This is a genomic window from Brevibacillus sp. M2.1A, from assembly GCF_013284355.2.
In the GTDB taxonomy this organism is placed as follows: Bacteria; Bacillota; Bacilli; order Brevibacillales; family Brevibacillaceae; genus Brevibacillus.
In genome coordinates, this window is record NZ_JABSUY020000001.1 from 5984906 (window position 1) to 6010842 (window position 25937).

Genomic DNA, 25937 nt, shown 5'->3' on the forward strand with positions numbered 1-25937 from the left:
ACTTACTTTTCTTTAGTGTATTCGGTATGCTCAGTTTTGTAAAACACTTTTAAGGGAGAGACCTCGTTGAGGAAATCACCCATTTTCTATCAACGGTTTCATAAACTTATGCGAAAGAAGGACTGACATCATGCGTAAAGATCAAATTATAGAAGCTTATCAATTCAGACATGCCTGCAAGGAGTTTGATGCAGCTAAAAAAATTACGGCTGAAGACTTTGACTTTATTATGGAGACAGCTCGCCTGTCGCCCAGCTCCTTTGGTTTTGAACCATGGAACTTCCTCGTGCTGCAAGATCCGACTCTTAGAGAGAAGCTGTTACCGGTAACATGGGGTGCGCAAAAGCAACTGCCGACCGCAAGCCATTTCGTCATCGTACTGGCGCGGACCAAACAAGAAATGGCCGCGGATTCCGAATATATCCAGCATATGATGAAAGACACGCAGGACTTGCCGGAAAACGTCGTACAACAAAAAGGCGCTGCTTACGATCACTTCCTGAAAAACGATTTCACCCTGTTTGAAGACGAGCGAGTCATGTTCGAATGGGCATCCAGACAGACCTACATCGCGCTTGGCAATATGATGACGTCTGCTGCGATGATCGGCATTGATTCCTGCCCTATTGAAGGCTTTGCAAAAGAAAAGGTCGAGGATATCCTTGCGGCGGAGGGGCTCCTCGACAGAGAGCGCTTCGGCGTCGCTTGCATGGTGGCTTTTGGCTACCGGAAAAATGAACCTCGTGTGAAAACCCGACAAGCGAAAGAAGAGATTATTCGTTTTATCGGGTAAAATTCAGGATTGGTTACACGTAAAAAGCATTCGTATTCCGAATGCTTTTTGGCGTTCATCTTGACAAAAAAAGTAGTCGCCCGCAAAAGCAAGCGACTCTCTTCCCTACCGATTTCCTTACTTATCCGTATACTGAAAACCTACGATGCGCCCTGCTTCATCCACGGAGATCGTGATTCCCTTACCTGTGGCTGGACGGAACGTCACGTCTGCTGTCACAAAGCTATAGTCATAGTCTTCAAAACTGACACCGCCACCGCCCCGCTGCACCTTTGCCTCTACTTTATACTGGCTTGCTTGATCGCCCACCAGCTGTTTCAGGAAAGCGGCTGCTTTCTCTTTTGCCACCTTCTCGGCAGGGAGCTTTTTCGAAACCCAATCTGGATTTTGGATCATGACTTTGCCCAATTCGTTTGTACGGGCATCCATGATAACGTAAGCTTCTGCGCGAGGGGTCGGACTGTACACTCGTTTTTGTGCTTCAAGCATTTTCAAGAGTTGCCAGTTACCTTCGATGCCGTAATCATCATAATCGGAAAACTGTGCCGTGTCCGGGAAAAGCTTCGTCACCTCGGCTACTCCCTTTTCCACCTCAGGGGAAAACTTGCTCTGCTCCACACCTGCTGGAATGCTCACTTCGAATGTTTTCTCATCAAAAACGGGTTGGAAATCCACCTTGTCTACGGTGTACGAAAATGCTTGTGCTTGATTGTGAGAGAAGGTGCGTTTGAGAAGCAGCCCTGTTTCTTTGTCGATCCACAGGTCATCCTGGTAATGATGAGGCTTGCCAATGATTTTCGCCTCTTCTTTTTTCGCGACGTGATACACAGCTCGATTCAACAGTTGTGCTTCCTTCACGGTGATCGCTACCTTCGAATCTGGCAGCGCCACTTTCAATCGACTTAGCTCTCGCTTCGTCCTGTTGATTTCATTATCGTATGTGCCAATCGTTGCGGAGTGGATAAATCCTCTGCCGCCTTCTTGATACGCTGCCACCTGTCCCGCCTTCCCTACGGCATGCTGAACCCTTTTCCCATCTGAGATTTCCTCTCTCCATTCTCCTTTGATCGTGTTATCCCATGTTTTTGCCTTTTGGGTCTGGGTGCCCTGCTTCACTTTCGATGTGTGCGTGGATTCGATGTACATGGAGACAGGCTGTTTTTTATCCATTTCTTTGACGAGCTGATCAAAAGTGATCGCTTGTGCTTTATTAGCAGCGGCTACCATGTTGGTTTGTGCCTGTGCGATCCCGAATGGGGATACTGCTGAGAGAAGGAGTGCTACCATGCTAACGGTAACAAGTGCTTGCTTTTTCATGTCAGTTCATCCTTTCGACTCGTTGATTGCTGTTCACTTGTTACGATCCTCCTCATGCACAGCTTGTGACACATCCCCCAGAAAAAATATATTTTTCAAATTCCTGTAACGTTTTCCTCCCCGGCAGGATCATCCCTTTTAGCAAATCGCTAGTATACATAGGGAGACAAACCACATGAAATTTCAAATGATCAACCACGCTTCGTTTCTATGGGAACACGATTCCATCAAATTATTGACCGATCCTTGGTTTACGGGAACTGCCTTTGATAACGGCTGGGGCTTATTAGCCAAAACCCGCTTCACATCTGAGGATTTTGCCGAGATTACGCATATATGGTTTTCTCATGAGCATCCAGATCATTTTCATCCACAGAGCCTGCGAACCATACCCGAGGAGTATCGCAAGCGAATTACGATCCTCTACCAGCAGTCAACCGATAAAAAAGTGATCGATTGGTGCCGTGCCTTTGGCTTTCAGCAAGTCATTGAGCTCTCCCCGGACAAATGGTACTCCTTGTCCGACGATATCTCTGTTTTATGTCGGCCGTTTCCTGTCGGCGATTCCTGGCTGTGCATCAAGACAGCTGATATGACAATCCTGAACCTGAACGATTGCGAGGTCAGCACCACACAAGAAGCCAAGGATATCCTGAACCGTGTTGGTGACATCGATCTAGTATGGACGCAATTCTCGTATGCGGGATGGGCTGGGAACAAGGAAGACTTCCTGCTCCGCAAAAAACGTGCTATGGAAAAGCTCGCCCGGGTGAAAAAACAGGTGGAAGTCCTTCAACCTCTCTACGTGATTCCCTTCGCCAGCTTCGCCTGGTTTTGTCACGACGAAAACTATTACATGAATGATGCGATCAATAAAGTAGACAGTGTGTACCGCCTATTGCGGGAGGAAACGGATGCCGAACCAATTATTTTGTACCCCAGGGATACGTGGACGCCACATGAAGCGCATGATCCTGCGAAGTCGCTCGCCCTCTACGCACGCGACTATGAGAAGATGGCTTCCTCTCCTACTCTTCTTTCTTCGGTTAAAATCGAATGGGACATGCTACTCGAGGCAGGCTTGGACTTCAAGGAACAGATTCGAAAAAATAATCATTCGCTGTTTCTCTCTATCGTTAGGCCCGTTACCTTTTATTTGTCAGACTATCAAAAGACATTTCGCTTTTCCCTAGCAGATGGGTTGATCGAATCCCCATGCGATCCACTCGATTGTGATGTGGAGCTGTCATCTGAGGCTCTACATTATTGCTTCACCCATTTGTGGGGATGGAGTACGCTACGCATCAATGGCAGACTGCAAGCGCCAAAAGGTCGGAATGCCCGTTTCAAGCGCTTTGTCATGCTCGGTCATGTTGCACAGCTAAACAATTTCGGAATTTATATGGGGTGGAACGGGGCATTTTTGCGTTTTGCGTTAAATTATTTGAGAGAGAAGGTTCGCAACCGTTATATTACGACAAAAAATATATGAAAATAGGTAATTTTACTCATTTTACTACAGTTTAAATAGGTGTATTTTATCCTAGTTCCCTTGGGTATGTAAGAGAGGGTGGTATTATTCGAATATTCGCAATCAACCTCCCGTATTCCCAATATTATACACCTCATGATAGAATCGGAAAGGAAATTCCGCACATTTCCAATTATGTATAAAAAGGTGGATCAATTCAGATGAAAAAACTAGTATCCGTAGCTTTGCTGCTCTCCATGTTGGCTGTTTCTGCTTGTTCGAACAAACCAGCTGATACAAAGCCAGCTGAGCAAAATGCAGCACAAACCACAGAAGCTGCTAAAACAACTGAAGCTCCAAAAACAGATTCTGCTACACCAGCTCCAACTGCAACAACAAACGACAAGCTGGAAGCAAAAAAGGTTCTGAATGACAAAGTGGAAATCTTGATTCCAAAAGGCTTTACTGTCATGTCCGAAGAGATGGCAAAAACAAAATACCCGATGGAAAATCGTCCTACCCTGATTTATACCGATGAAAAAGGTTCCATTAACATTGCGTTTAGTCATACAGAAACTCCTATTCAGGAGGACAGCCTCATCAAAGACCTGAAGGACCCGATGAAACAAGCGTTTTCCAATATGTACAAAGATGCGACCTGGTATCGCGATGAAGTAATCCAAATCAACGGGAAAAACGTTGGTGTGTTCGAACTGCTGACTCCTGCTGCTGATACGAAAATTTACAACCTCATTTTCTTTACAGAGCTCGACGGCAAAATGCTGATGACCACTTTCAATTGCACCGAGGCACAAATGGAAGAGTGGAAGCCACTCGCACAAGAAATTTTGATGTCTTATAAAGTGCAATAAGGAAACAACGATTCCCTCTCATACAGAGTAAAAGCACCCGCCAATGGGTGCTTTTTTAGCTTTTCCTGTTTGCTCCATCCAACTCCTTTTTCCAACGAAGCAAAGCCTCCCGAGAAGGATACGGATTGGGAAACTGCAATGCTTGCTCAATAGATTGAAAAGCTTGAGCATGCATCCCTGCTTTTCTTTGCGCGTCTCCCAAGTAGTACCAATACTTCGCCAAATCGCTCTCTTCGAGGACAGACTCATAGTAGGCAACCATCTTCTGAAAATAATAGGGATAGACATCGTCTGCGATTACCAGATTTCCTGCGTCCCACCTATACACCTCTACTTGAAACGCTTTTCCGCTATCATGTAGCCACAGCGCAAGCTCTGCGTAGCCATCCATTCCATTAACCCCTGACATGTCCTCCACCTCAACCCTGCTTGTTCGTGTCTCTTGATGGAGCATGTGCATAAATCCATTCGCTGACCACTGCAAAATGTCTATGTTTGACCATACCCCGCCTATCTGCCACCCAATCAATAAGCTATTCATGTGGGCGTTGACAATCGGAGCAGCCACTAATTCGGAAACCGTATAGCCTTGTCCTTTGAAATTGCCGATTGGGTGCCAGCGATCCTCATCCTGCTTGGCGACCATGACGTACATTTCGCCCTTGTTGCGATAAACACAGGCAATCTCCTGATGATTATCTCCATCGAGATCAGCGACGATAACCGCTGGTTGATCGTGCGGCTTTGGCATGACCACTAGTTCTGACGTAGGAGGGATCAAGCTGTTTATGGCGCTCCAATGCTGCGTTCCGATTCGCTTCATATTGGTCTCACCCATCTTTCAAGTCTCAACAAAAATATATGCTCCTTTTTTCACCACATGCTCGCAGTATCCTCAATTGCACTTGTGCGAAAATTTAATAGACACTATAACTAAATGTCTATTATAATCAAAACATCATTTCGATACGTTTGCATTACATTTGAAGGAGGCCTATCATGAATCAGTTTGAAAACAAAGTAGCGGTCATTACCGGAGCGGCCAGCGGTATCGGTCGTGCATTGGCAATGCGCTGTGCTGACGAGCAGATGAAGGTTGTTCTTGCCGATGTGGAAGTAGCAGCACTCCAAAGAGTGGAGCAGGAGTTAAAGACAGCAGGAGCAACTGTCCTCGCCGTTGTAACGGACGTTAGCAAAGAAACAGATATCCAGACGCTCGCACAAAAAACGCTAGACTCGTTTGGTTCTGTCCATCTATTGTTCAACAATGCAGGGGTTGGTGGAGGCTCGACAATCTGGCAAAGCACCCTCGCTGATTGGCAATGGGTCATGAATGTGAACTTGTGGGGGGCCATTCACGCTACAAAAATTTTCGTTCCCACGATGTTAAAACAAGGGACTGAATGCCACATCGTGAACACCGCCTCTCTGGCTGGCCTTGATACTGGACCTGGGAATAGCATTTATCGTGTAAGTAAGCATGCGTTAGTCAGTCTGTCGGAAACCCTCTACCACGAATTGAAAATGATCCAATCCAAAATCGGTGTTTCCGTTTTATGCCCCGGCTTTGTTCAGACGCAAATATGTGACGCCCATCGCAATCGGCCAGCCGAGTACAGCAAACCAGGAGATATCGTAGAGCCCTCACCAATGACTACCGCCATTGACCAGTTCATTCGTTCAGGTGTCGAGCAAGGAATTTCTCCAAAAGAGGTAGCTGACCACACCTTCCTGGCGATCAAGAGCAATCGCTTTTACATTCTGCCGGATCCCTCTTATAAAGAAACGTTGCGCCAGCGAATGGAAGATATTTTGAACCAGCATAACCCGACGTTCGTAATTCCCTCGCATATTTAACAAAAAGCCACGCTCTCAAAGGAACGTGGCTCTTGTATTAGCTATCTGTTAATTCTCGATCTCGCAAGGAAACCAAAATAACGAATCCAATCATCACCTCTGTAATGTTAAACGCTACCTGCTGACCATTCCATACTTGTGATTGCCACATAGCGAACCACTCTGCACCTACAATGGCAAATCCGAAAAACCAGATGCAAAAGGCAACCATGTAAGCGATGTACGCGAATGTTTTCGAGTTATTGAACGTTTTCGCATCCTTTTTTACATGACGCAGCATATTTCCTGTAGCGACCCAACCAAAAAGTGAGAATAATCCTTCCGCAATGATAATTCCGATATACGCTATGGTGTGAGCAGTAGGATCAGTAATCGCTCGCCACATAAGTGCGTTCCCCTCAAACGTGGTATCCATGGACAGAACATGTTGAACAAATTGATAGTTGGATTGATAGTCCATAAGATTCCCTAAGAAAATGGATGTTCCAAATGCTGCGGATAATGCTACAACCAAAACCTTTACATATCGTAACGTCAAATTACTCAATGATGCTCACACCTCTTTTCCCTATACTGTCTTTACTCATTCTCGATCGGATTGACTCCCCCTTTCTCTTTGTAAGAAAAATCTATCTATTTTTATCACGAGTATTCATATCCATTAGATGGAAACCTAATCATACTCATTCGGAAATGGAACTTACCCATTCATGATTTTTACCCCATCCATGTTCAACAGTTTGGAACGGTTTTGTCACATGTATTTTTCTTAACAATGTTATGATGAAATGGACTCCCCCATATAACAAACAATGAATATGTGCAAGGTTGTGATTATCATTTGGAAGCCTGATCGGTCGAGCAGTCAAACTTTATACCACCAAATAGCCGATGAGATTGAACGCAGAATTTCATATGGAGAGTTCCCCCCTGGGAGCCTGCTCCCTTCTGAGAGAAAACTGGCTGAGCAATTAGGAGTAAACCGAAGCACTGTTATTCTGGCGTACGAGGAACTTCGGGCATTAGGCATCATTGAGAGCAGAACAGGAAGCGGTACTCGTGTGTGTAAAAATAAATGGGAGGCAACTCCGAAGCATACACCGAACTGGCATCGATATGTAGAAGGTGGTCAATTCCTCCCGAATTTGTCTTATCTGCGTCGGATCAGAGAGGCCTTGCAAAAAGACAGCAGCCTCATCGATTTTGCGAGTGGAGAATTGTCTTCCCAGCTCTCACCAAGCAAGGAGATCAGTACCCAGATGAAGGAAAACCCCTTCACCGAATATTTGGGTTACGACAATCCGCAAGGCTTTACACCATTGCGTGAAGAGCTGGTCTCGTATTTGTCACGATACCGCAATGTGCAGACAACGGACTCTTCCATTCTGATCACGTCGGGTTCTCAACAATCTTTGTATTTGATCACCCAGTGTCTGCTTGCACCCGGCGATGCAGTTGCCATCGAAGATCCCTCTTATTGTTATTCGTTGCCTATGTTTCAATCTGCTGGTCTTCGTCTGTTCCGCCTTCCCGTCAGCACTAACGGAATGAACCCAGAAGATATTCGCGTTTTGTATAAAAAGCATCGGATCAAGATGATCTTTATCAATCCTACTTTTCAAAACCCTACAGGGGTTTGTCTTGATCCCGCACGACGCGCGCAGCTGTTGGATGTAGCAAGCGAGCTCGGTCTTCCGATTGTAGAGGACGATCCTTTCAGTCTCACTTCCTATGACGGCAAGCCTCCACTGCCACTCAAATCATTGGATCAGCTTGGCTCCGTTCTCTACATCGGTTCCTTTTCCAAAATTGCTGCATCCGGCTTACGAGTCGGTTGGATGGTGGCCCCTCATTCCGTTGTCGAGCGTTTGGCAGATGCCCGCCAGCAGATGGATTTTGGCCTGAGCGTGGTGCCACAAAAAATCGCGGCCCAGTTTTTGCATTCTGATAACTTCCTGCCGCATTTAGAGCGGTTACGTATGCATTTACAGTACAGAAGAGATTTGCTTGTGGAGGCACTGCAAAAAGAGTTGCCCAATGAGCTTTCATTCACCATTCCCCAAGGCGGATTACACTTGTGGTGTAAAATTAACCTGGATGTAAACGACAACCAATTATTTGAAGAAGCCCTTCGCAGAGGCGTGGTTTTTGTGCCGGGGAGTGTGTATGGTTCAGACTCCGGCTACATTCGCTTTACCTTTGCGCGACCAAAAGAAGAGGAAATTACGCTTGGTGTCGCTAAATTTGCGGATGCCTTGAAGGCTGTTTTGTCATAAAGATGGTTGTCCACGAACGATTGTGGTCGGGGGTTACATTCGGCTAATTATTAAATAGCTGCGTAGGAAGAAGCGCATTCCCCCTTTCGGGGCGTAGGCCGAAGCGTAGACTGAAAATGCGCTTCTTCCCCCACCACAGCAACTTATAAAAGACGACCTCCACGGCTTTTATCAAGCAATGGAGGTCGTCTGCATTTTACAAAAGGACTTACTTCATCCATTTCACATTCTCTTTTTTCTCTTCATTTACCAACAATGTAAAAACATCCGGTCGCGAGTAATGTCCAACGACATCAAAATCGAATTGGCTATAAGCGATATCGCGCATGTCCAGATCAGCGTAGAGAATCTCCTCCCGACCAAAAACAGGCTCGACGATATAGTCACCCAATGGCCCTACAATCGCACTTCCACCTCTGCTCATCTCGTCTGGTGAAGAGATCAGATCGTCGTAGCAGGCCAAATCAGTCGGATACATATCTTTTGTTACGTACTGATTGCTCGATAAAACAAAGCATCTGCCCTCCAATGCGATATGCCGGATGGTAGCTTGCCACGCATCCCTCGCGTCTGCTGTAGGTGCGATGTAGATTTGAACGCCTTTTGCATACATCGCTGCTCGCGCTAGCGGCATATAATTTTCCCAACAAATCAGGGCCCCGATCTTACCGTAAGGAGTATCAAATACCGGCAAAGTACTTCCGTCCCCTTCGCCCCAAATCAACCGTTCGGATGCAGTCGGCTTCAGCTTGCGATGCACGCCGAGCAACTCACCATCTGGTCCGAAAAATAAGACGGAACAATATAAGGTGCCGCCGCTATTTTCATTGTCTCTCTCGATCACACCAATGATGAGATACACGCCAGCTTTGCGCGCTGCCTCCCCAAGCCTGTCTGTCTCTTCACTCGGGACGACAATCGAATTGTCCCAATAACGAAACCAGTCTTTACGCCCCTCAGCGGAACGACTGCCTACTTTTGATCCAAAAGCAAGGCCTCTCGGATACGCAGGGATAAAAGCTTCGGGAAAAACGACGATTTTCGCTCCTTTTTCGCCTGCTTCCAATGTCAGTGAAACTGCCTTCTCCGTACTTCCCTCTCGATCCATTATGACCGAAGCAGCTTGAACAACGGCTACTCGTACGTTATGTTGCTGAATTGACATGTTACATCCCTCCCAAATAGAGCATCTGCCTTGCTTTCCTATTATTCGGCGTACCCGACTGGCTCCCCTACTCCTGCAACGCTTTTATATCCTCGATAATTTGATTGTAAGGCACGTCCGTCATTCCTTCATAACGGTTAACCACTGTTCCCTTTTGATCGACCAAGTATAAAAACGTGTCGTGGATGATTTGATCGGAATTAGGGTCCTTTTCTATCGGAGTCTTGAATGATTTGAGAATAAATGTTTTGATCTCTTCAAATCCATAGCCAGTCAATGCATGCCAATTGGAGAAATCCGCATTGAATTTACCCAGATAGGACTTCAATGCCTCTGGCGTATCTCTTTCTGGATCAACCGAGAAAGAAACAAACTCCACATCCACACCAGCTTCTTTTGCTTTTTTCTGCAATTCAGCCATGTTTGCTGTCATCGTAGGACAAACGGTTCCGCAATACGTAAAGACAAAGTTAGCAACCCATACCTTATTTTCCAGATCTTTTGATGAAAAAGGCTTCCCTTCCTGATCCGTATAAGCAAATTCATTGACCGGATAGTTGTAATCATATCTTGCTGGACCACACGCAGTTACCAAAACCATCAGGATACTGAGCATGATCAACCAAGCTGTTTTTTTCATTGTACCGCCCCTCTCCTATTCTTTTTTCTCAGAAAGCCACTTCGCTAACTGGCCGATTTCTTCTGGGCTGAGTACATTTTCATAACCAGGCATGCCATTTGCGCCGGCCGTAATGATTTCAACGAGTTTTTCCTCCGTCATTTTCGAGCCAACTTGCTGCAAGCTTGGACCCACCCTACCGGATAAATCGTTACCGTGGCAGCTCATGCAATTATTTTTGTATAGCTTCATCGCACTTTTATCTGCATCTGCAACTTCTGTTTGCCCTTCCGTCGCGCCATTGCTGCATGCAGATGCAACCAGGAACAGCGAACCAATGAAGAGATACTTGATGGCTTTCACAGAACCCCCCCTACCTTTCCTACGGGAATACCGTTACCTTACAAAAAGGGACGGCCTGCTGTATCCGCTAGACCGAGAATCAGGGCGTACAGCAGTACGCCCCCGATTAAATTCGCTCATGATTATAGCGCGACCATGTTGTACATCATGATCCAGATAGAGCCGATCACGATGAGGAATACGATAAACAACCCGAGTAAGAGCGACATCAAGTTGTAGCGTGGTTTATCCTCTTCTTTCAGGTGCATGAAGAAGAATAACTGGACAATAAACTGGAACAGAGCCGCTCCTAAATAGATGATGAGTCGCTTATCACTATCCAGCCAACCGTTTTCTAGTGCCAGAATAGGAATGATTGTGAATACAAGCGACAAGACGAAACCAATCACATACGATTTCAAAGAACCATGACCGCCGTGTTGTTCTGTCGTGCCATGCACAGATTGCTTGCTCAATTAATTCACCCCCATCACATACACGATGGTGAAGACGAAAATCCAGACCACATCAAGGAAATGCCAGAACAAGCTGATGATGTTAACTTTTCGTTTCGTTACGGGTGTAATCCCGTGCTTCGCGATTTGCATGATGACGATGATCATCCACCCCATACCGAGCGTCACGTGCAAACCATGCGTTCCTACCAATGTGTAAAAGGCAGTCAGGAATGCGCTCGTTCCAATCGTTGCCCCTTCACTAACCATATGAATGAACTCGTTGATTTCCAGGAACAAGAAGGATGCTCCCAAAAATATGGTAACTCCCAGCCAGTTCATCAAAGCAAGACGATTTCCCTTATTCATAGCGAGAATCGCAAGACCGCTCGTAAAGCTACTGGTCAGCAAAATAAACGTACTCGCGTAAATCCCATTCATCTGGAACAGATCTTTTGGACCTGGACCACCATCCGTGCTCCCTTGCAGTACGATATAAGTCGCAAACAAGGTAGCGAACAAGATGACATCCGTCATGAGGTAGATCCAAAAGGCAAACGTGCGCAATTCCTCTTGGTCTGGATGATGATCATGATGTCCAGCATTCACATTAGCCATTACGTAATCACCCTCCCTGCTTCCGCCTCTGTACGTTTAATCTCTTCCACCGTGACGTAGTAGTCCGTGTCGTAGTTAAACGAGTGAACAACCATACATGCAATCACACCAATAAACCCTGGTACAGCCATCCATAACCAATCAAAAATCAAACCGAATCCCACAAAGAACCAGAACATGGACATCACAATCGGAATACCGGAGTTTTTCGGCATATGAATCGGTTCCAGTTCTACTTTCGCCGGCTTTTCCAAGCCTTGCTCGATGCGCAGCTTTCTTTCATGCCAATCATCTTGAGACGTTACCTGCGGCATGACGGCAAAGTTATAGAACGGAGCGGGAGAAGGAATCGACCACTCCAATGTACGAGCATTCCACGGGTCGCCTGTTGTATCTCTCTTCATGTGTTTGATGCTGTGTGCAATATCCCAAATTTGGACAAGGAATGCAGCACCCATGATTACGGCACCAATCGTCGATACCAGGTTCATTTCGAACCAGCCTTTGTCCCAGCCGTACGTGTAAAGACGACGTGTCATCCCCATCAAGCCCAATGCGTATTGCGGCATGAAGCACAGGTAGAACCCGATGTTCCACAGCCAGAAAGCCCAACGGCCAATCCGCTCATTCAGCTTGAAGCCAAAAATTTTCGGCCACCAGTAGTACAAGCCAGCGAAGAATCCAAACACGACACCCGCAATAATTACTTGGTGGAAGTGTGCAATGAGGAAGTAGCTGTTGTGATATTGGAAGTCAGCAGGTGCCACTGAGAGAAGTACACCCGTCATCCCACCAATGACGAAGTTCGGGATAATCCCGACCGTCCACAGCATCGGCGTCTCGAACGTAATTTTTCCTCGAAACATCGTAAACAGCCAGTTAAACACTTTCACACCAGTCGGAATCGCAATCAACATCGTCGTGACGGCGAAGAACGCATTGACGTCCGCACCGGAGCCCATTGTGAAGAAATGATGCGCCCATACGAGGAACGAAAGAACGCTAATGATGATCATGGCGAACACCATGGATTTGTAGCCAAACAGCTTTTTGCGTGAGAACGTCGCAACGATCTCGGAGAAAATCCCGAACGCTGGCAAAACGATAATATAAACCTCCGGGTGACCCCACATCCAAATCAAGTTAATGTACATCATCGGATTACCGCCGCCATCCAAGGTGAAGAAGTGCCCACCCAAATAGCGGTCGATAAACAGCAGTGCCAATGTTACCGTCAAGATTGGGAATGCGAAAACGATTGCGATACAACTCGACAAAACTGACCAGGAAAACATCGGCATTTTCATCAAAGTCATACCTGGAGCACGCACTTTCAAGATCGTGACGATAAAGTTAATCCCGGTCATCAAACTACCAATACCTGAGATCTGAATCCCCCAAATGTAGAAATCCTGACCTGGTCCCGGGTTAAAGGCTAGCTCCGAATACGGCGGATAAGCCAGCCAACCTGCATCAGGAGAACCCCCAATGACGAAGGACAAGTTAAACAGCATCGCCCCTGAGAAAAACAGCCAGAAGCTGAGCGCATTCAAAAACGGAAAGGCTACGTCACGTGCACCGAGTTGCAGCGGCACGATAACATTGAACAATCCAAACATAAGCGGCATCGCCATAAACAGAATCATAATGACGCCATGCGTCGTAAAAATCTGGTTGTAGTGATCCCCACTCAAAAACTGCATCTCAGGCATGACGAGCTGTGCCCGCATCAGGAGAGCATCTACCCCTCCTCGAAACAGCATGAGAACGGAAGCGAGAATGTACATAATACCGATCTTTTTGTGATCGACAGTTGTCAGCCATTCGCGCCAGAGCCATCCCCATTTTTTAAAGTAAGTCAGCACTGATACGATTGCGATGATACTGAGCACAATGCTGACGTCCGCACCGTAAATAAGTGGATCGCCTGTTACGAAAAATTCAGAGGCGAATTCTTTCACACTCTCCCACATCGTTGTTTCTCTCCTCCCTCTTCCAATTCAACCGACTATTCTTTCACCCTCGCTGGCGGTTGCACTCTCGTAGATAAGCCGTGATTGTGTGAAGCAGCGTACTTGGTCACAGTCATCTCGTACAACCCTTCAGGGAAAGCGGAGAAATAACGCACATCCGATGTTCCTTGTTTAGTCAGCTCTTTGTAACCATCCAACGTCAGCTCAGGGGAAGTATGTTTCACCTGATTCACCCATTGATCAAAGTCTTCTTGGGAAGTCGCATTCGCCGTGAAAAACATCTTCGCAAATTCTTTTCCGGTAAAGTTCGCACCTGATCCCATGTATTCACCCTGTTCATCTGCTTGCAGGTAGAGAGTCATAGACATGCCAGACATGGCATAAATCTGACCGCCTAGCTGTGGAATCCAGAATGAATTCATCGGAGCGTCAGATGTCACTTCGAAACGTACCGGCACATCCTCTGGGAACTGCACATAGTTCACAGTGGCAATGCCTTGTTCAGGATATTGGAACAGCCACTTCCAATCCAAATTCGTCACTTGAATCGTGATCGGTTTCTTTTCGGATTCCAACGGCTTGGATGGCTCCAACGAATAGGTGTACCGAACTGTCACGATCCCAATTAACGTAATAATGATGATGGGAATGCCCCACCAAATGATTTCCAGTTTCGTACTGTGTTCCCAATCAGGCGTGTACTTCGCCTTTCTTCCTTTTCTGTCACGGTATCGCCATACAATGACAAAAGTAAGAATTAGTACAGGAACAATCACGATTAGCGTTAAAAGCGTGGATAAAATCATTAAGTCCTTTTGCTGTTCACCAATGGGTCCTTTCGGATCGAGCACGATATAGTTATCAGCGCAACCGGTCGTCAAGAACAGCAGGATGAACATGAACAAAAATGACATACAGCGTACTGTCTTGGACGTCTTCATGTCCTTGTCCTCATCTCCTATCACCATGCACGGGGTACTATTGAAACAAGTCTTACTCTAAAGCCGGACCGATGGAGTGTCACCAGCCAATGACAAAGTGGATCAACCAGCCATGTTCAAGAATCCGCTGCATTTTGGACACTTTTTAGACATAAAAAGAAAAAGACCACCCCAAGGCGGCCCTTCCTCCTATTATTTGGTTATTCCTTGATGACACGTATGGTCTGTAGCGTGGGGTCTTCGAAGCCCTGAACAGGCAAACCTGCCTCGATGTTTTTCTTCGTATAGATGAGGTTCTCTTCCGAAATGATTTCCCCCGGGATAAAGATCGGAATACCTGGTGGATATACCATGACAAACTCCGCGATAATTCTTCCCACGGATTGTTCGACGGGAATCATCTCTGTCGGTGCGTAAAATGCATCGCGTGGGGTGACAGCGAGTACCGGTATTTTGGGAAGCTGCATTTTCGGGCGAGCTTTTCTGTTTCCTTGATCCTCGGACCCGGCAGCCAGCTCCTCCAAGGCATAGACAAGGATTTGCAAATCTTCTTTCGTATCACTTGGTGTGATAATGCACACGATGTTGTACAGGTCAGATAGCTCTACCTCTATGTTATAGCGATCGCGGAGCCATTTTTCAGCTTCATATCCCGTAATGCCGAGGTCTTTTACCGAGATGACCAGCTTGGTCGGATCATGAGCAAACGCTCCATTTGTCCCGATAATTTCTCTCCCAATGCAGTACAAATGATTAATTTTATTGATTTGTGCCCGTGCTTCATTTGCCAATTGAATCGTTTGATCCAATAGCGTTTTCCCCGATGTAACCAACCGCTTTCTCGCCACATCGAGCGAAGCAAGCAGTAAATAGGAAGTGGATGTCGTCGTGAGCATGCTATAGATAGCTTGTACACGCTGAATCGAAACGAGATTTCCCTGAATGTTCAACAACGAACTTTGCGTTAGGGAGCCTCCTAATTTATGCATACTGCTTGCTGCCATATCTGCACCAGCTTGCATCGCCGATAGTGGGAGCTTGGGATGGAAGTGAACATGTGAGCCATGCGCTTCATCTACGAGTACAGGCACCCCTCTGGCATGCGCAACTTGAACGATGCCCTTCAAGTCACCAGCAATTCCGAAATAGGTCGGGTTGATGACGAGAACTGCCTTTGCATCAGGATGTTGTTCCAATGCTTTTTCCACAGCTTGTGGTGTAATTCCATGTGAGATCCCGAAGACAGGGTCTATTTCTGGATGTAAAAAGATAGGAGTCGCACCGGATAAAACAATTCCGCTCATGATAGATTTGTGTACATTCCGTGGCACGATGATCTTATCGCCGGGATTACAAACCGCCATAATCATGGTCATGATGACTCCGCTCGTACCTTGAACAGAAAATATGGTGTGATCAGCGCCAAAGGCTTCAGCAGCCAACTCCTGCGCTTGTTTGATAATCCCTTTTGGTTGATGCAAATCGTCCAATGGTTCAATGTTAATCAAATCGATGGAAAGTGCATTTTTTCCCATGAACCATCGAAATTCAGGATCCATCCCTTTCCCTTTTTTATGACCTGGTATATGGAATTGGATTGGATTCTTCTGGGCATGCTTTCTCAGCCCGTTAAAGAGCGGCGTTTGCCCTTGAATCAACATTTTTCCCACCTCACTATCCTTCCGTGTTGTTTGAATGAGTGATGTTTCTGGGCTGATTATAAAGGAAGCGGCTCCTTCCTTCATGATCCAATCTTGACTTTTATGAACCATCCAATTTGTGTCCTTCCTCGCAATTGGTCTGTTTCATCTTTCGTAAATTGGCTGGTTACAGTGCTGGAGATTTCACTTACAGTGTTGCTACCATGAAGTTTTGGAGGCCATATAGATGAAACAGCTGCCCACGATCCCATCACGCAAAACACTAGAAAAGATACAATCCTATCAACCTGGAATGCCGATTTGGGAGATAAAAAAATGTACGGACTCTCTTCTATCATGAAATTAGCCTCAAATGAAAATCCACTCGGCCCATCCCCCAAGATCATCCGCGCCATTCTCGGTGCGCTCCCGGAGCTGCATCGTTACCCGGATGCCCATGCAACGACGCTGAAAGAGCATTTGGCAGATCATCTTGAGTTAAGTCCGGAGCATTTAATCATCACGAATGGCGGCGACGAACTGATCAAGCTCATCTCCGAGACCTATCTGGAGCCCGAGGACGAAATCGTCGTGCCTTCGCCGACCTTTTCTGAATATGAATTCGGCGCGCATCTCATGGGAGCTGTCATCAAAACGGTTCCGCTTGATACCGATTACGCATTCAACGTCTCAGCAATTTTGGCAGCGATCACAGATCGAACAAAGCTTGTCTACCTTTGTTCCCCAAATAACCCGACAGGCACCTATTTGACTCATCAGGACTTGACGGCATTGCTAGACCAATTGCCAGATGAGGTGCTTATTGTACTCGACGCTGCTTACAGTCACTATGCAACGGCTGACGATTACACAACAGGTATTGAATTTGTCCGCCAAGGATACCCTGTTCTCGTCTTGCAAACCTTCTCGAAAATTTACGCGCTTGCAGGTATTCGCATCGGATTTGGTGTCGCTCACCCCTCGGTGATCCAAAAAATCCTGAAAGTAAAAGAACCGTTTAACGTCAATTCCTTGGCACAAATAGCCGCCATTACCGCTCTTGGAGACGTAGAGCATTTTGAAAAATCCCTCACAGAAAACACCAAAGGCCGCAAGCAGCTCTACGATGCATTCGATGAAATGAATATTCCTTACACCGTGAGTATGTCTAATTTTATCTTGGCAAAATTCGGGCCAAATGCGGGTAGGATTTATCAAGAGTTGCTGGAAAGAGGAATCATTTTGCGGTACGGAGAGACCTGGGGGTTACCGGAGCATATTCGAATCAGTGTAGGTACGCTGGAAGAAAATCAAATTCTCATCCAAAACCTCCGTGAGCTATTGCCTATCGCAGGAAAATGAACAAAAAACACCGGCTAGAAAATGTCCGGTGTTTTTTCTTTTGCAAAGTGTTTATGAAGCTGAATTCCCCTTGTGTTTACCCGTCGCCAATACTATACTGAATGCAAATTCCCCAGTCATTTCCACCGGCAGGAATGACTGAAATTTCATAACTTCACGAAAGCTTGCATTCAATAGAAAGGTGGATCAGATGTCACTCAAACCTGAAAATTTACAAAGCTACATCGACTCCCCAGATAAACAGCAACGACTATACAAACGAACGCTCTGGATTGTCGTCATCTCACAAATTTTCGGCGGTGCAGGACTTGCGGCAGGTGTCACCGTAGGGGCTCTCCTCGCCCAGGATATGCTGGGTTCGGAAAGTCTCGCGGGCATCCCTTCCGCATTGCTCACGCTTGGCTCTGCTGTGGCTGCATTGCTGGTGGGTCGGCTCTCTCAACGCTTTGGACGCCGTTTGGGGCTCGCTAGCGGCTTCTTAGCCGGAGGGATTGGCGCAATTGGGGTGGTTATCGCAGCTGTCGCAAACAGTATTGTCCTTCTGTTTGCTTCCTTAATTCTGTATGGGGCTGGCACCGCTACTAACCTGCAGGCCCGCTATGCAGGCACAGACTTGGCAAAGCCTAAACAGCGCGCGACTGCCGTGAGTATTGCCATGGTCTCCACTACATTCGGGGCTGTTGCAGGACCAAACCTGGTGGAAGTCATGGGACGATTCGCTACTTCCATCGGTGTCCCCGCACTTGCTGGTCCTTTCATCTTGGGTGCCGCTGCCTTCATCCTCGCAGGTCTCGTATTTTGGGTACTGCTTCGTCCGGACCCGTTCATCGTTTCGAAAGCAATCGCCGAAGCGAAACAGGTGGATCAGAGCTCCCCATCCTATCTGAATGAGAACCAGCTTGCAAGCAACAACCGGGGAATCATCGTGGGAGCCACCGTCATGATTTTGACGCAGATCGTCATGGTCGCCATTATGACAATGACACCTGTACATATGAAGCATCACGGACATGGTCTCTCTGAAGTAGGCATCGTCATCGGTTTTCATATCGGTGCGATGTACCTCCCTTCGCTCTTGACAGGTGTTCTCGTTGACAAGATCGGTCGCTCCACCATGGCCTATGCTTCTGGTGTCATACTGCTTGCAGCCAGCCTGACTGCAGCTTTTGCGCCAGTCGATTCGATGCCGCTACTCATCACCGCTCTTGTGCTGCTCGGACTGGGATGGAATTTTGGACTAATTAGCGGCACAGCGCTCATCGTGGATGCAACGCAGCCCGCCACTCGTGCGAAAACGCAGGGAACAGTTGATGTCTTGATTGCCTTGGCTGGCGCATCCGGTGGTGCCCTGTCCGGTATGGTCGTCGCCAATGCCAGCTTCGCAACGCTTTCCCTTGCTGGAGGCGCATTATCGCTGTTGCTAGTCCCTGTCCTGATATGGTCCCACAGAAAGAGCAAACACCGTGTAGAGATCTCCCAAAACTAAAGCCACCCTCATCAGGTGGCTTTTTCTCTATTCCAAGTACCTCAAAACAAAAAATAACACTGCTCACAGGCAGTGTCATTTTCCTCCAACCACTTTATTATCATGTCGCTCATTTGGACTATGCTCATCTACAATCTGTTTTAAGCTAGCGAAGCCAGGAGTAAATTTGCTGTTGGGAATCTTCTTCTTGGAAGAGAGATTTTTCGAGTAAACAGCAGTTTCGTTGCCTCTTTTCGCGAAGAACTCAGCTAATTTCATCGTATCCCACTCCTAACTAGCTCTCTTTAAGGTTTTGACCTTGTTCACAAACTTGGTAACAAATCCTAATAATAACATATACGTAGTCAACCGCTCGAACTCCTGCATATTTTCGGGAGTAAATGTGTCATTCTTGTAAACAGCGACCGCAAATCCAAGCCTGAACTTGCCAAAATTTTTTACAATGGCAAATTGTTCAATGTCCGTGTTTTGAATACGTCCCTTTACTTGTTTATCGGCAATTCTGCAATCCTCTTGAAGCATGGAAGACAGTAGTAGCGTACGTACGGTGTCAAAATCTTTCAACTCGGTTAAGTAAAACACTTCAAACTGCTTGTCATTATTCGTAGGGACGATCCAATAGCAGCATAGCTCGTCCGGTTTCAATCCATAAATCGTCTTTACTTCCATTTCAAATGCCTTCATAAAAGTGATCGCATTCGCATTAATAATAGCTGATGACTGACCACTTCCATCCAAGCTGTAAATCGCATTGGCCAATTCTTTCTCACAATACTTCACTTCCATCTGGAACTCGATCTCGTTTCCTCTAACCTTGTTGCAGATGAACAAAACGATGAATATCATTCCCGCCAAAATAGCGGAATACAAGATAGACAAGCCTAGAACAGAGCCTAACGAAGCTAGTTTGTTTTCCTCATGTGGCGGTGCTAGGATAAACAGCCATTCGATCGGTTGAAACATCCACTTATGTATGACTGCTATCAAATCTGGCAGCAAACCTTTCAACAATTCAAATACGAGCCATGAGACCAGAACGAACAAGATGCCAAGAACAGAAAACACGATCTTTACATGGCTCTGCACGAGATTCTTTAGCACCTGTAAACCTCTCCTTCTGGTAAAGTTTTACATTATTTTAACATTTTATTCAGATTCTACAAATAGGAAAAAACTACCTACATTTAGGTAGTTTTTTAGGCGTTTCTATCGTAATCGTACTGACTTTTTGATTACCTATGTACTGTATCGTCTGCTGTACAATCTTGCTGTTTTCTTCGATTCTCTTTAACGGTTTAAATGAACTCAACAATTGCATATTCCCCCTATCGGTATACTGGGTGTACTTCGTAGCAGAACGTTCCTTTATTGGTCTGCCCATTTTTCACCTCTATCAAACACGAAATGCTCATCATGGCCTTCATCCGTCTTGGTAATACCCCATACATTATGCCGTTCTGATTTTGTTTAGACCCCTCTTCTGGGTGCTGCTTTTCCACTGTTAGTGACGGTTTTGTTACAGACAATGTTGCTCCCATTGGCACAATTGACATCCACAATCGTTGCCATAATAAAGGATAATCCAAGCGAAAAGGAGTTAGTCAGAATGAATTCAATAAGAGCGAAGAATGAAACCATTCTTTCCTACATCATTGCCATCGCGCGGATTTTCGATAGATCAAGTAGACTTGCCCTACCTCGAACCATCCCATGCCACTGGCTTATTACCTCTGGTCACGAATGCGGTTGAATGGTTTTTTCATGCTTGGCGTTCTCGCCTTCAAACTGAATGGCGGCCTGGAGAAGAAAGTGAAGATACCGTATCAGTATATGCTCGTGTTCTTGATTGTGACTTTCGCATGGATTGGTTTATGTTGGATGCTGATTACCCACAGTTAGTAGCTATTCCCATTCTCGTCGTTGTCTATGAATCTCTTCACAAGCCTCTATACAAAAAGCGGGAGAGAAAAAGTCCCCCGAGAATTAGCCCATAACATTAAAGCCACCCGCCAGGGGTGGCTTTTTTATCCTTACTTCGCCTTTGGGGTTACCTTTTCCACTTTGTTTTCGCCTATCTTCACTTTGAATATATCTTGTTCATCGTAAAAAAAGATGAAATCTTCCACCACGTACAATCGGTGTACGTTATTGGGGTCCCCTTCAGTAAGACTACCACTTTTGATAACTGTTTTCGAACTGCCATCTGTCTTTATTTTAAAGAGCTCCATCGTATCTTCATACGTATAACTGATCTCGTAATTGGGCATCTCAAGCTGATAGATTTCTTTCAAGGGCTTATTGCGCGTATAGTAAATCCAGTCACCTACAACATTCAGATTATGGGCCCAATCACTGCTCAACTTTTGAAGAGAGCTTCCATCCTTTTTGATTTTGTATAAGCCATCGTTGTTATAAAAAATCCACTCTCCTTGAACGGCGACAAAGCTTCGGTGTGAATTGATATTGACAGGATCGCTGCCAAAAACGTTTATCACTGGTTTTTTTGTGGGCGCAGTCTCCATTGTTTGCTGATTACCAAAGCCAAGAACTACAATCAGGCATACTGTCATCACAATGGAAATCATCCATTTCCCTTTATGTTGCATCATGCATCGCTCCCGTTCATGGCCTAATAAAGTACATCCGGCAACACTGATTTATATGTACCAAAACGAATTCGTTTTGTCTGTCTTAATTTGGATTATCTAGAAAAACTAAGAAGCCACCCGTCATAGGTGGCTCTTTCTCTCTATGCTAAAGGGAAATGACACGCGACCTGCCGATCCTGCCCAACCTCTATCAGCTCGGGAATCTCCTTGCTGCATCTCTCCTGCGCCATTGGACAACGAGGATGAAAACGACAACCTGACGGCGGATTGGCCGGAGATGGTACATCCCCTTGCAGGACGATCCGCTCTTGTCGCCGATGCGGAGTAGGCTTCGGAATCGCCGACAACAATGCCGCTGTATACGGATGCAGTGGCTGTGCAAACAAGTCATCCGTTCGTGCAATCTCCACCATTTTCCCCAAGTACATCACGCCTACCCGATCAGAAATATGGCGTACCACATTCAGACCATGCGCGATAAATAGATAGGTCAGCCCCATCTCTTTTTGTAATTTCATCATCAGGTTCAAAACCTGTGACTGTACGGACACGTCGAGCGCAGAAACAGCTTCGTCCGCCACAATAAACCGTGGTGAGAGTGCAATCGACCGCGCAATCCCGATCCGTTGCCGCTGTCCGCCGGAAAACTCATGCGGATACCGATTCCGTCTCGAAGGATCGAGGCCCACCAGACTCATCAGCTCGACTACCCGTTCATCCATTTCCTTTGCAGATGCGCGCAGATGAACCCGCAACGGCTCTCCAATAATATCGCTTACCAAAAATCGTGGATTCAACGAACCAAACGGGTCTTGAAAAATAATCTGCATATCCCGTCTCAGCTTCAAATTCTCTTGTCTGTTCACCTGATGGATATTGGTTCCGTCAAACAGCACTTCTCCGCTCGTCGCCCTTTGCAAATTCAACACGACACGCCCTAGTGTCGACTTCCCGCAACCGGATTCTCCTACGAGCCCAAATGTCTCCCCTGCCCTAATTCCGAAAGACACATCATCTACGGCTTTTACATGACCAACGACACGGCTCAACAAGCCCGCCTTAATTGGAAAATACTTTTTGATATGTTTGGCTTCGATCAAATATTCCCGGTTCATTGGCGGTTCACCTCTGCTTTGCTTCCAGCGACTGAATTTGCACGCTGATTTATTCTGAAGTGATTGCTGACATCTTCGTTCAACCAGCAAGCCACTTGTTGTCCCGTAACAACCTCGCGCAAAATTGGCTCCTCTTTTCGGCATTTGTCAATCGCATGCGGACAACGCGGGTGAAAACGGCAGCCCGTCGGCAATTGGGTAATGCTCGGGATAGTGCCTTGGATGGTGTACAATTCTCCGCCGCGCTCCCCTTCAAATCCGGGAATGGACTGCAGCAAGCCAATCGTGTAAGGATGCCGGGGCTCGTCAAATATCCGTTCGACCGTTCCCTCCTCCACAATCGTTCCCGCATACATCACCGCGATACGATCCGCCATCTCTGCTGCTACCCCCATGTCATGGGTGATCAGCAAAATCGACATACCCAATTCCTTTTGCAGCCGTCTGAGCAAATCCAAAATTTGCGCCTGAACCGTTACATCAAGAGCAGTAGTTGGCTCGTCTGCTATCAGCATTTCCGGGTTGCAGGCCAAGGCCATCGCGATGACAACACGCTGGCACATCCCTCCAGACATTTCGTGCGGGTACTGTTTCACTCGTACTTCTGGCGCCGGAATACCAACCAGACGAAGCATCTCGATCGCTTTTTTGAATGCATCTGTCTGGTTCATGTTTTGATGCAGCATCAAGCTCTCCGCAATTTGATCGCCTACCGTAAATACCGGATTGAGAGCCGACATCGGGTCTTGGAAGATCATCGCAATTTTGTTTCCGCGAATGTTCATCATTTCATCCAAATCCTTTGCCGCCAGATCCTGTCCGTGAAACATGACATTCCCACTCTGAATAAATCCGCCCGCATAATCAATCAGTCGCATGACTGCAAGTGACGTCACACTCTTTCCACTGCCGGATTCCCCTACCAAGCACACCGTCTGTCCTTTGCCAACGTTGATGCTCACTCGATCCGTGGCCTTGACCGTGCCGTCATCCGTAAAGAAGCAAGTGGTCAAATTTTTTATTTCGAGGATGTTGCGTTCCACTTGTTCAGCCTCCTTTTCGGGTTCTTCTTTTTCTTCCTTGGGTCAAATGCATCGCGGATGCCGTCTCCGACGAAGTTAACCGCTAGCACTACGAGCAAAATACAAAGACCGGGATAAAGTGCTTGCAAAGGATCGACCAGCATGAATTCCTGTGCCTTGCTCAACATTAATCCCCAGCTTGTTTCTGGCGGTTGAATTCCCAAGCCTAAATAAGAGAGACCGGACTCTGACAGAATGGCCGAACCAACCATGAGAGTCGCGTACACAATAATCGGGGCCATTGCATTGCGTACCAGGTGACGCGTAATAATGCCCCAGTGTGATACGCCGATCGCTCTCGCCGCTTCCACATACTGCATTTCCCGTAGCTGCAAGAACTGCCCGCGCACTAGGCGTGCCACACTTGTCCAGCTCGTCAGCGACAAAATCAGGATCATATAGACAAATTCCGCTCCGAAGAGAGCCAAAACCAGAATGTTAAAAAACAGACTCGGAATGGAATTCATCACGTCCACGAGACGCATGAAGCAGGTATCAATCCAGCCGCCAAAATAACCAGAAATCGCTCCAATCAGCGTCCCGATGACGACCGCAGCAAAAGCAACGCTGAAGCCGACCAGCATAGACACCCGGCTGCTATGAATGAGGCGGGACAAAATATCACGACCGAGCTCGTCCGTTCCGAGCACATGCCCTTCTGTTCCAGGAGGCAGGTTGGTAATCATAAAGTCAACCTTTGCCGGATCATGCGGTGCAACCCAATCGGCAAACACAGCAATCCCAATAAAAAACAGGAGCACGATCAAGCCACTAACAGCATACGGATTGCGCATGAATTTTCTGCCCGCAGTTGTCCATAGCCCAGGAGGCTTTTCGCCAGCAGGGTTTGTTGGAAGCTGTCCACCCGGTCGATTCGTTTCAACAACAGTGTCATCTTGAAGCTGTACTTGACTCATGCTGCCCTGCCTCCTTTGCGTCCAAGCTGCACTCGTGGATCAACCAGTGCGTAGATTAAATCGGCTAGCAGGTTTCCGATAATCACCATCAGTGAAATCAGCAACGTGATCGACATCAGCACAGAATACTCACGGGCTACAGCCATTTCGACAAACAGACGGCCCATGCCTGGCCAGTTAAATACACTCTCTGTCAATGCTGCGCCTGCTACCAGAGTCGGCAAATCCAATCCGATGATCGTCACGACAGGGATCAATGCGTTCCGCAGAGCATGGCGGAAAATCACGCGTCTTTCCTTCATTCCTTTGGCACGCGCCGTCCGAATATAGTCCTGCTCCAAAACCTCCAGCATACTGGCGCGCGTATATTTGACATAGGCTGCGATGTTCACCAGTGTTAACACTGTAACAGGTAGAATCAAGTGCAAAATGAGGTCGCTTACCTGTCCCTCTTTCCCCATCGTGTACATGTCAGATAGTGGAAGGAGATTCAACTGCATCGCGAAATACTGTTGTAGCATAATCCCAAACCAGAAGGTCGGCATCGCGAATCCGAGATAGGCAACGATGGAGGCGATCTGGTCAGACAGACCGTATTGCTTTGTGCTGTTGTAGATTCCCCACGGGATGGCGATCAGCATGGAAAGCCCCCACGCTACAGACATGAGCACAAACGTATTCCAGACCGTCGGCCACAAAATATCACCAACAGGAACGTTATTTTTAAAGGTATGGCCCAAATCTCCTTGCAGCAAATTACCGACCCATTTCATGTATTGAATATAGACTGGCTGATCCAACCCCATATTTTTCATCTGGATGAGCTGTGATTCAGGAGACATTCCCGGTGAGAGCATAACTTTTAGCGGTCCTCCGGGTGCTGCATGCATGAGTCCGAACGAAACCACTGTGATCAAAAATAAAACAAGCACGGCTTGTAGTACGCGGCGTACTAAATATTCAGCCAATCAGCATCCTCCTTTCGTTTGAAAGGGGAAGGGACAACAAGGCTGCCCTTCCCCCTTTT

24 protein-coding genes and 2 pseudogenes are annotated in these 25937 nt (G+C 46.8%); 8 read left to right on the plus strand and 18 right to left on the minus strand.

Annotated elements, in window-relative coordinates:
- Positions 1–130: 130 nt before the first annotated feature.
- Positions 131–793, plus strand: a complete 663-nt coding sequence (locus tag HP567_RS28495; RefSeq protein ID WP_173611126.1) for an NAD(P)H-dependent oxidoreductase — start codon at positions 131–133, stop codon at positions 791–793.
- Positions 794–910: 117 nt separating this feature from the next.
- Here the strand turns inward: HP567_RS28495 and HP567_RS28500 are convergent, their stop codons facing one another.
- Complete coding sequence (locus HP567_RS28500) at positions 911–2110, minus strand: hypothetical protein (protein WP_173611125.1); 1200 nt, start codon at positions 2108–2110, stop codon at positions 911–913.
- A 175-nt stretch (positions 2111–2285) separates the two neighbouring features.
- On the opposite strand from HP567_RS28500, the gene HP567_RS28505 reads away from it, so the two are divergent.
- Positions 2286–3602, plus strand: a complete 1317-nt coding sequence (locus HP567_RS28505; RefSeq protein ID WP_173611124.1) for an MBL fold metallo-hydrolase — start codon at positions 2286–2288, stop codon at positions 3600–3602.
- 200 nt (positions 3603–3802) lie between these two features.
- Positions 3803–4453 (plus strand): hypothetical protein, encoded by a 651-nt coding sequence (locus HP567_RS28510; protein WP_173611123.1) that lies wholly within the window; start codon positions 3803–3805, stop codon positions 4451–4453.
- Between the two features lie 55 nt (positions 4454–4508).
- Here HP567_RS28510 and HP567_RS28515 read toward each other — a convergent pair whose 3' ends face one another.
- The gene (locus tag HP567_RS28515) at positions 4509–5276 is read right to left on the minus strand and encodes a hypothetical protein (protein ID WP_229088175.1); all 768 of its coding nucleotides are present in this window, start codon (positions 5274–5276) and stop codon (positions 4509–4511) included.
- A 176-nt stretch (positions 5277–5452) separates the two neighbouring features.
- Here HP567_RS28515 and HP567_RS28520 point away from each other — a divergent pair, with 176 nt between their 5' ends.
- Complete coding sequence (locus HP567_RS28520; RefSeq protein ID WP_173611121.1) at positions 5453–6310, plus strand: SDR family NAD(P)-dependent oxidoreductase; 858 nt, start codon at positions 5453–5455, stop codon at positions 6308–6310.
- A 37-nt stretch (positions 6311–6347) separates the two neighbouring features.
- Here HP567_RS28520 and HP567_RS28525 read toward each other — a convergent pair whose 3' ends face one another.
- On the minus strand, positions 6348–6857 hold the full coding sequence (locus HP567_RS28525) for a DUF2165 family protein (RefSeq protein WP_173611120.1): 510 nt from the start codon (positions 6855–6857) through the stop codon (positions 6348–6350).
- 265 nt (positions 6858–7122) lie between these two features.
- On the opposite strand from HP567_RS28525, the gene pdxR reads away from it, so the two are divergent.
- Positions 7123–8586, plus strand: coding sequence for a MocR-like pyridoxine biosynthesis transcription factor PdxR (gene pdxR, locus HP567_RS28530; RefSeq protein ID WP_173611119.1), 1464 nt, complete (start codon positions 7123–7125; stop codon positions 8584–8586).
- Positions 8587–8794: 208 nt separating this feature from the next.
- Here the strand turns inward: pdxR and HP567_RS28535 are convergent, their stop codons facing one another.
- The 8 genes from HP567_RS28535 to HP567_RS28570 all read right to left on the minus strand — a co-directional run bounded on the left by HP567_RS28535 (position 8795) and on the right by HP567_RS28570 (position 16357).
- Positions 8795–9751, minus strand: coding sequence for a carbon-nitrogen hydrolase family protein (locus HP567_RS28535; RefSeq protein WP_173611118.1), 957 nt, complete (start codon positions 9749–9751; stop codon positions 8795–8797).
- A gap of 67 nt (positions 9752–9818) precedes the next feature.
- The gene (locus HP567_RS28540; protein ID WP_173611117.1) at positions 9819–10391 is read right to left on the minus strand and encodes an SCO family protein; all 573 of its coding nucleotides are present in this window, start codon (positions 10389–10391) and stop codon (positions 9819–9821) included.
- A gap of 15 nt (positions 10392–10406) precedes the next feature.
- The gene (locus tag HP567_RS28545; RefSeq protein ID WP_173611116.1) at positions 10407–10733 is read right to left on the minus strand and encodes a c-type cytochrome; all 327 of its coding nucleotides are present in this window, start codon (positions 10731–10733) and stop codon (positions 10407–10409) included.
- Positions 10734–10855: 122 nt separating this feature from the next.
- Positions 10856–11188, minus strand: coding sequence for a cytochrome o ubiquinol oxidase subunit IV (gene cyoD, locus HP567_RS28550; RefSeq protein ID WP_142498141.1), 333 nt, complete (start codon positions 11186–11188; stop codon positions 10856–10858).
- A complete protein-coding gene (gene cyoC / locus HP567_RS28555; RefSeq protein WP_173611115.1) occupies positions 11189–11785 on the minus strand; it encodes a cytochrome o ubiquinol oxidase subunit III in 597 nt (198 codons plus the stop codon).
- On the minus strand, positions 11785–13758 hold the full coding sequence (locus tag HP567_RS28560; RefSeq protein ID WP_173611114.1) for a cbb3-type cytochrome c oxidase subunit I: 1974 nt from the start codon (positions 13756–13758) through the stop codon (positions 11785–11787). Before HP567_RS28560 ends, cyoC begins: the two co-directional genes overlap by 1 nt.
- A gap of 35 nt (positions 13759–13793) precedes the next feature.
- Positions 13794–14699 (minus strand): ubiquinol oxidase subunit II, encoded by a 906-nt coding sequence (cyoA, locus tag HP567_RS28565; RefSeq protein WP_173611113.1) that lies wholly within the window; start codon positions 14697–14699, stop codon positions 13794–13796.
- A 200-nt stretch (positions 14700–14899) separates the two neighbouring features.
- The gene (locus tag HP567_RS28570; protein ID WP_173611210.1) at positions 14900–16357 is read right to left on the minus strand and encodes an aminotransferase class I/II-fold pyridoxal phosphate-dependent enzyme; all 1458 of its coding nucleotides are present in this window, start codon (positions 16355–16357) and stop codon (positions 14900–14902) included.
- A gap of 229 nt (positions 16358–16586) precedes the next feature.
- On the opposite strand from HP567_RS28570, the pseudogene hisC reads away from it, so the two are divergent.
- Both hisC and HP567_RS28580 read left to right on the plus strand, forming a co-directional pair.
- A pseudogene (gene hisC / locus HP567_RS28575) lies at positions 16587–17701 on the plus strand (histidinol-phosphate transaminase).
- Positions 17702–17891: 190 nt separating this feature from the next.
- Entirely contained in the window at positions 17892–19187 is a 1296-nt protein-coding gene (locus HP567_RS28580) for an MFS transporter (protein ID WP_173611112.1), read from the plus strand.
- 75 nt (positions 19188–19262) lie between these two features.
- Here HP567_RS28580 and HP567_RS28585 read toward each other — a convergent pair whose 3' ends face one another.
- Both HP567_RS28585 and HP567_RS28590 read right to left on the minus strand, forming a co-directional pair.
- Positions 19263–19445: a hypothetical protein gene (locus tag HP567_RS28585; protein ID WP_007723975.1), complete on the minus strand. Its 183-nt coding sequence runs from the start codon at positions 19443–19445 to the stop codon at positions 19263–19265.
- Positions 19446–19457: 12 nt separating this feature from the next.
- The gene (locus HP567_RS28590; RefSeq protein ID WP_173611111.1) at positions 19458–20288 is read right to left on the minus strand and encodes a hypothetical protein; all 831 of its coding nucleotides are present in this window, start codon (positions 20286–20288) and stop codon (positions 19458–19460) included.
- A gap of 563 nt (positions 20289–20851) precedes the next feature.
- On the opposite strand from HP567_RS28590, the pseudogene HP567_RS28595 reads away from it, so the two are divergent.
- Positions 20852–21148, plus strand: a pseudogene (locus tag HP567_RS28595) (hypothetical protein); the annotation flags it as partial.
- A gap of 69 nt (positions 21149–21217) precedes the next feature.
- On the opposite strand, the gene HP567_RS28600 reads toward HP567_RS28595, so the two are convergent.
- The 5 genes from HP567_RS28600 to HP567_RS28620 all read right to left on the minus strand — a co-directional run bounded on the left by HP567_RS28600 (position 21218) and on the right by HP567_RS28620 (position 25878).
- Positions 21218–21796, minus strand: a complete 579-nt coding sequence (locus HP567_RS28600) for a DUF5050 domain-containing protein (protein WP_229088176.1) — start codon at positions 21794–21796, stop codon at positions 21218–21220.
- Between the two features lie 140 nt (positions 21797–21936).
- Positions 21937–22911 carry an ABC transporter ATP-binding protein gene (locus tag HP567_RS28605; protein WP_173611110.1) on the minus strand — a complete coding sequence of 325 codons (975 nt, stop codon included), beginning with the start codon at positions 22909–22911 and terminating at the stop codon, positions 21937–21939.
- On the minus strand, positions 22908–23954 hold the full coding sequence (locus tag HP567_RS28610) for an ABC transporter ATP-binding protein (RefSeq protein WP_173611109.1): 1047 nt from the start codon (positions 23952–23954) through the stop codon (positions 22908–22910). The genes HP567_RS28605 and HP567_RS28610 overlap by 4 nt, the downstream gene beginning before the upstream one ends.
- Positions 23930–24910, minus strand: a complete 981-nt coding sequence (locus tag HP567_RS28615) for an ABC transporter permease (RefSeq protein ID WP_173611108.1) — start codon at positions 24908–24910, stop codon at positions 23930–23932. The genes HP567_RS28610 and HP567_RS28615 overlap by 25 nt, the downstream gene beginning before the upstream one ends.
- Positions 24907–25878, minus strand: coding sequence for an ABC transporter permease (locus HP567_RS28620; RefSeq protein WP_173611107.1), 972 nt, complete (start codon positions 25876–25878; stop codon positions 24907–24909). Before HP567_RS28620 ends, HP567_RS28615 begins: the two co-directional genes overlap by 4 nt.
- Positions 25879–25937 lie beyond the last annotated feature (59 nt).

Bases quoted from the DNA above. Each gene is read 5' to 3' on its own strand.
- HP567_RS28500 (WP_173611125.1), bottom strand. From the start codon at position 2,110: ATGAAAAAGCAAGCACTTGTTACCGTTAGCATGGTAGCACTCCTTCTC.
- cyoC (WP_173611115.1), bottom strand. From the start codon at position 11,785: ATGGCTAATGTGAATGCTGGACATCATGATCATCATCCAGACCAAGAG.
- HP567_RS28540 (WP_173611117.1), bottom strand. From the start codon at position 10,391: ATGAAAAAAACAGCTTGGTTGATCATGCTCAGTATCCTGATGGTTTTG.
- HP567_RS28515 (WP_229088175.1), bottom strand. From the start codon at position 5,276: ATGAAGCGAATCGGAACGCAGCATTGGAGCGCCATAAACAGCTTGATC.
- HP567_RS28600 (WP_229088176.1), bottom strand. From the start codon at position 21,796: ATGATGCAACATAAAGGGAAATGGATGATTTCCATTGTGATGACAGTA.
- cyoA (WP_173611113.1), bottom strand. From the start codon at position 14,699: ATGAAGACGTCCAAGACAGTACGCTGTATGTCATTTTTGTTCATGTTC.
- HP567_RS28535 (WP_173611118.1), bottom strand. From the start codon at position 9,751: ATGTCAATTCAGCAACATAACGTACGAGTAGCCGTTGTTCAAGCTGCT.
- HP567_RS28585 (WP_007723975.1), bottom strand. From the start codon at position 19,445: ATGAAATTAGCTGAGTTCTTCGCGAAAAGAGGCAACGAAACTGCTGTT.
- HP567_RS28510 (WP_173611123.1), top strand. From the start codon at position 3,803: ATGAAAAAACTAGTATCCGTAGCTTTGCTGCTCTCCATGTTGGCTGTT.
- HP567_RS28615 (WP_173611108.1), bottom strand. From the start codon at position 24,910: ATGAGTCAAGTACAGCTTCAAGATGACACTGTTGTTGAAACGAATCGA.
- HP567_RS28560 (WP_173611114.1), bottom strand. From the start codon at position 13,758: ATGTGGGAGAGTGTGAAAGAATTCGCCTCTGAATTTTTCGTAACAGGC.
- pdxR (WP_173611119.1), top strand. From the start codon at position 7,123: ATGAATATGTGCAAGGTTGTGATTATCATTTGGAAGCCTGATCGGTCG.
- HP567_RS28495 (WP_173611126.1), top strand. From the start codon at position 131: ATGCGTAAAGATCAAATTATAGAAGCTTATCAATTCAGACATGCCTGC.
- HP567_RS28520 (WP_173611121.1), top strand. From the start codon at position 5,453: ATGAATCAGTTTGAAAACAAAGTAGCGGTCATTACCGGAGCGGCCAGC.
- HP567_RS28605 (WP_173611110.1), bottom strand. From the start codon at position 22,911: ATGAACCGGGAATATTTGATCGAAGCCAAACATATCAAAAAGTATTTT.
- HP567_RS28505 (WP_173611124.1), top strand. From the start codon at position 2,286: ATGAAATTTCAAATGATCAACCACGCTTCGTTTCTATGGGAACACGAT.
- HP567_RS28580 (WP_173611112.1), top strand. From the start codon at position 17,892: ATGTCACTCAAACCTGAAAATTTACAAAGCTACATCGACTCCCCAGAT.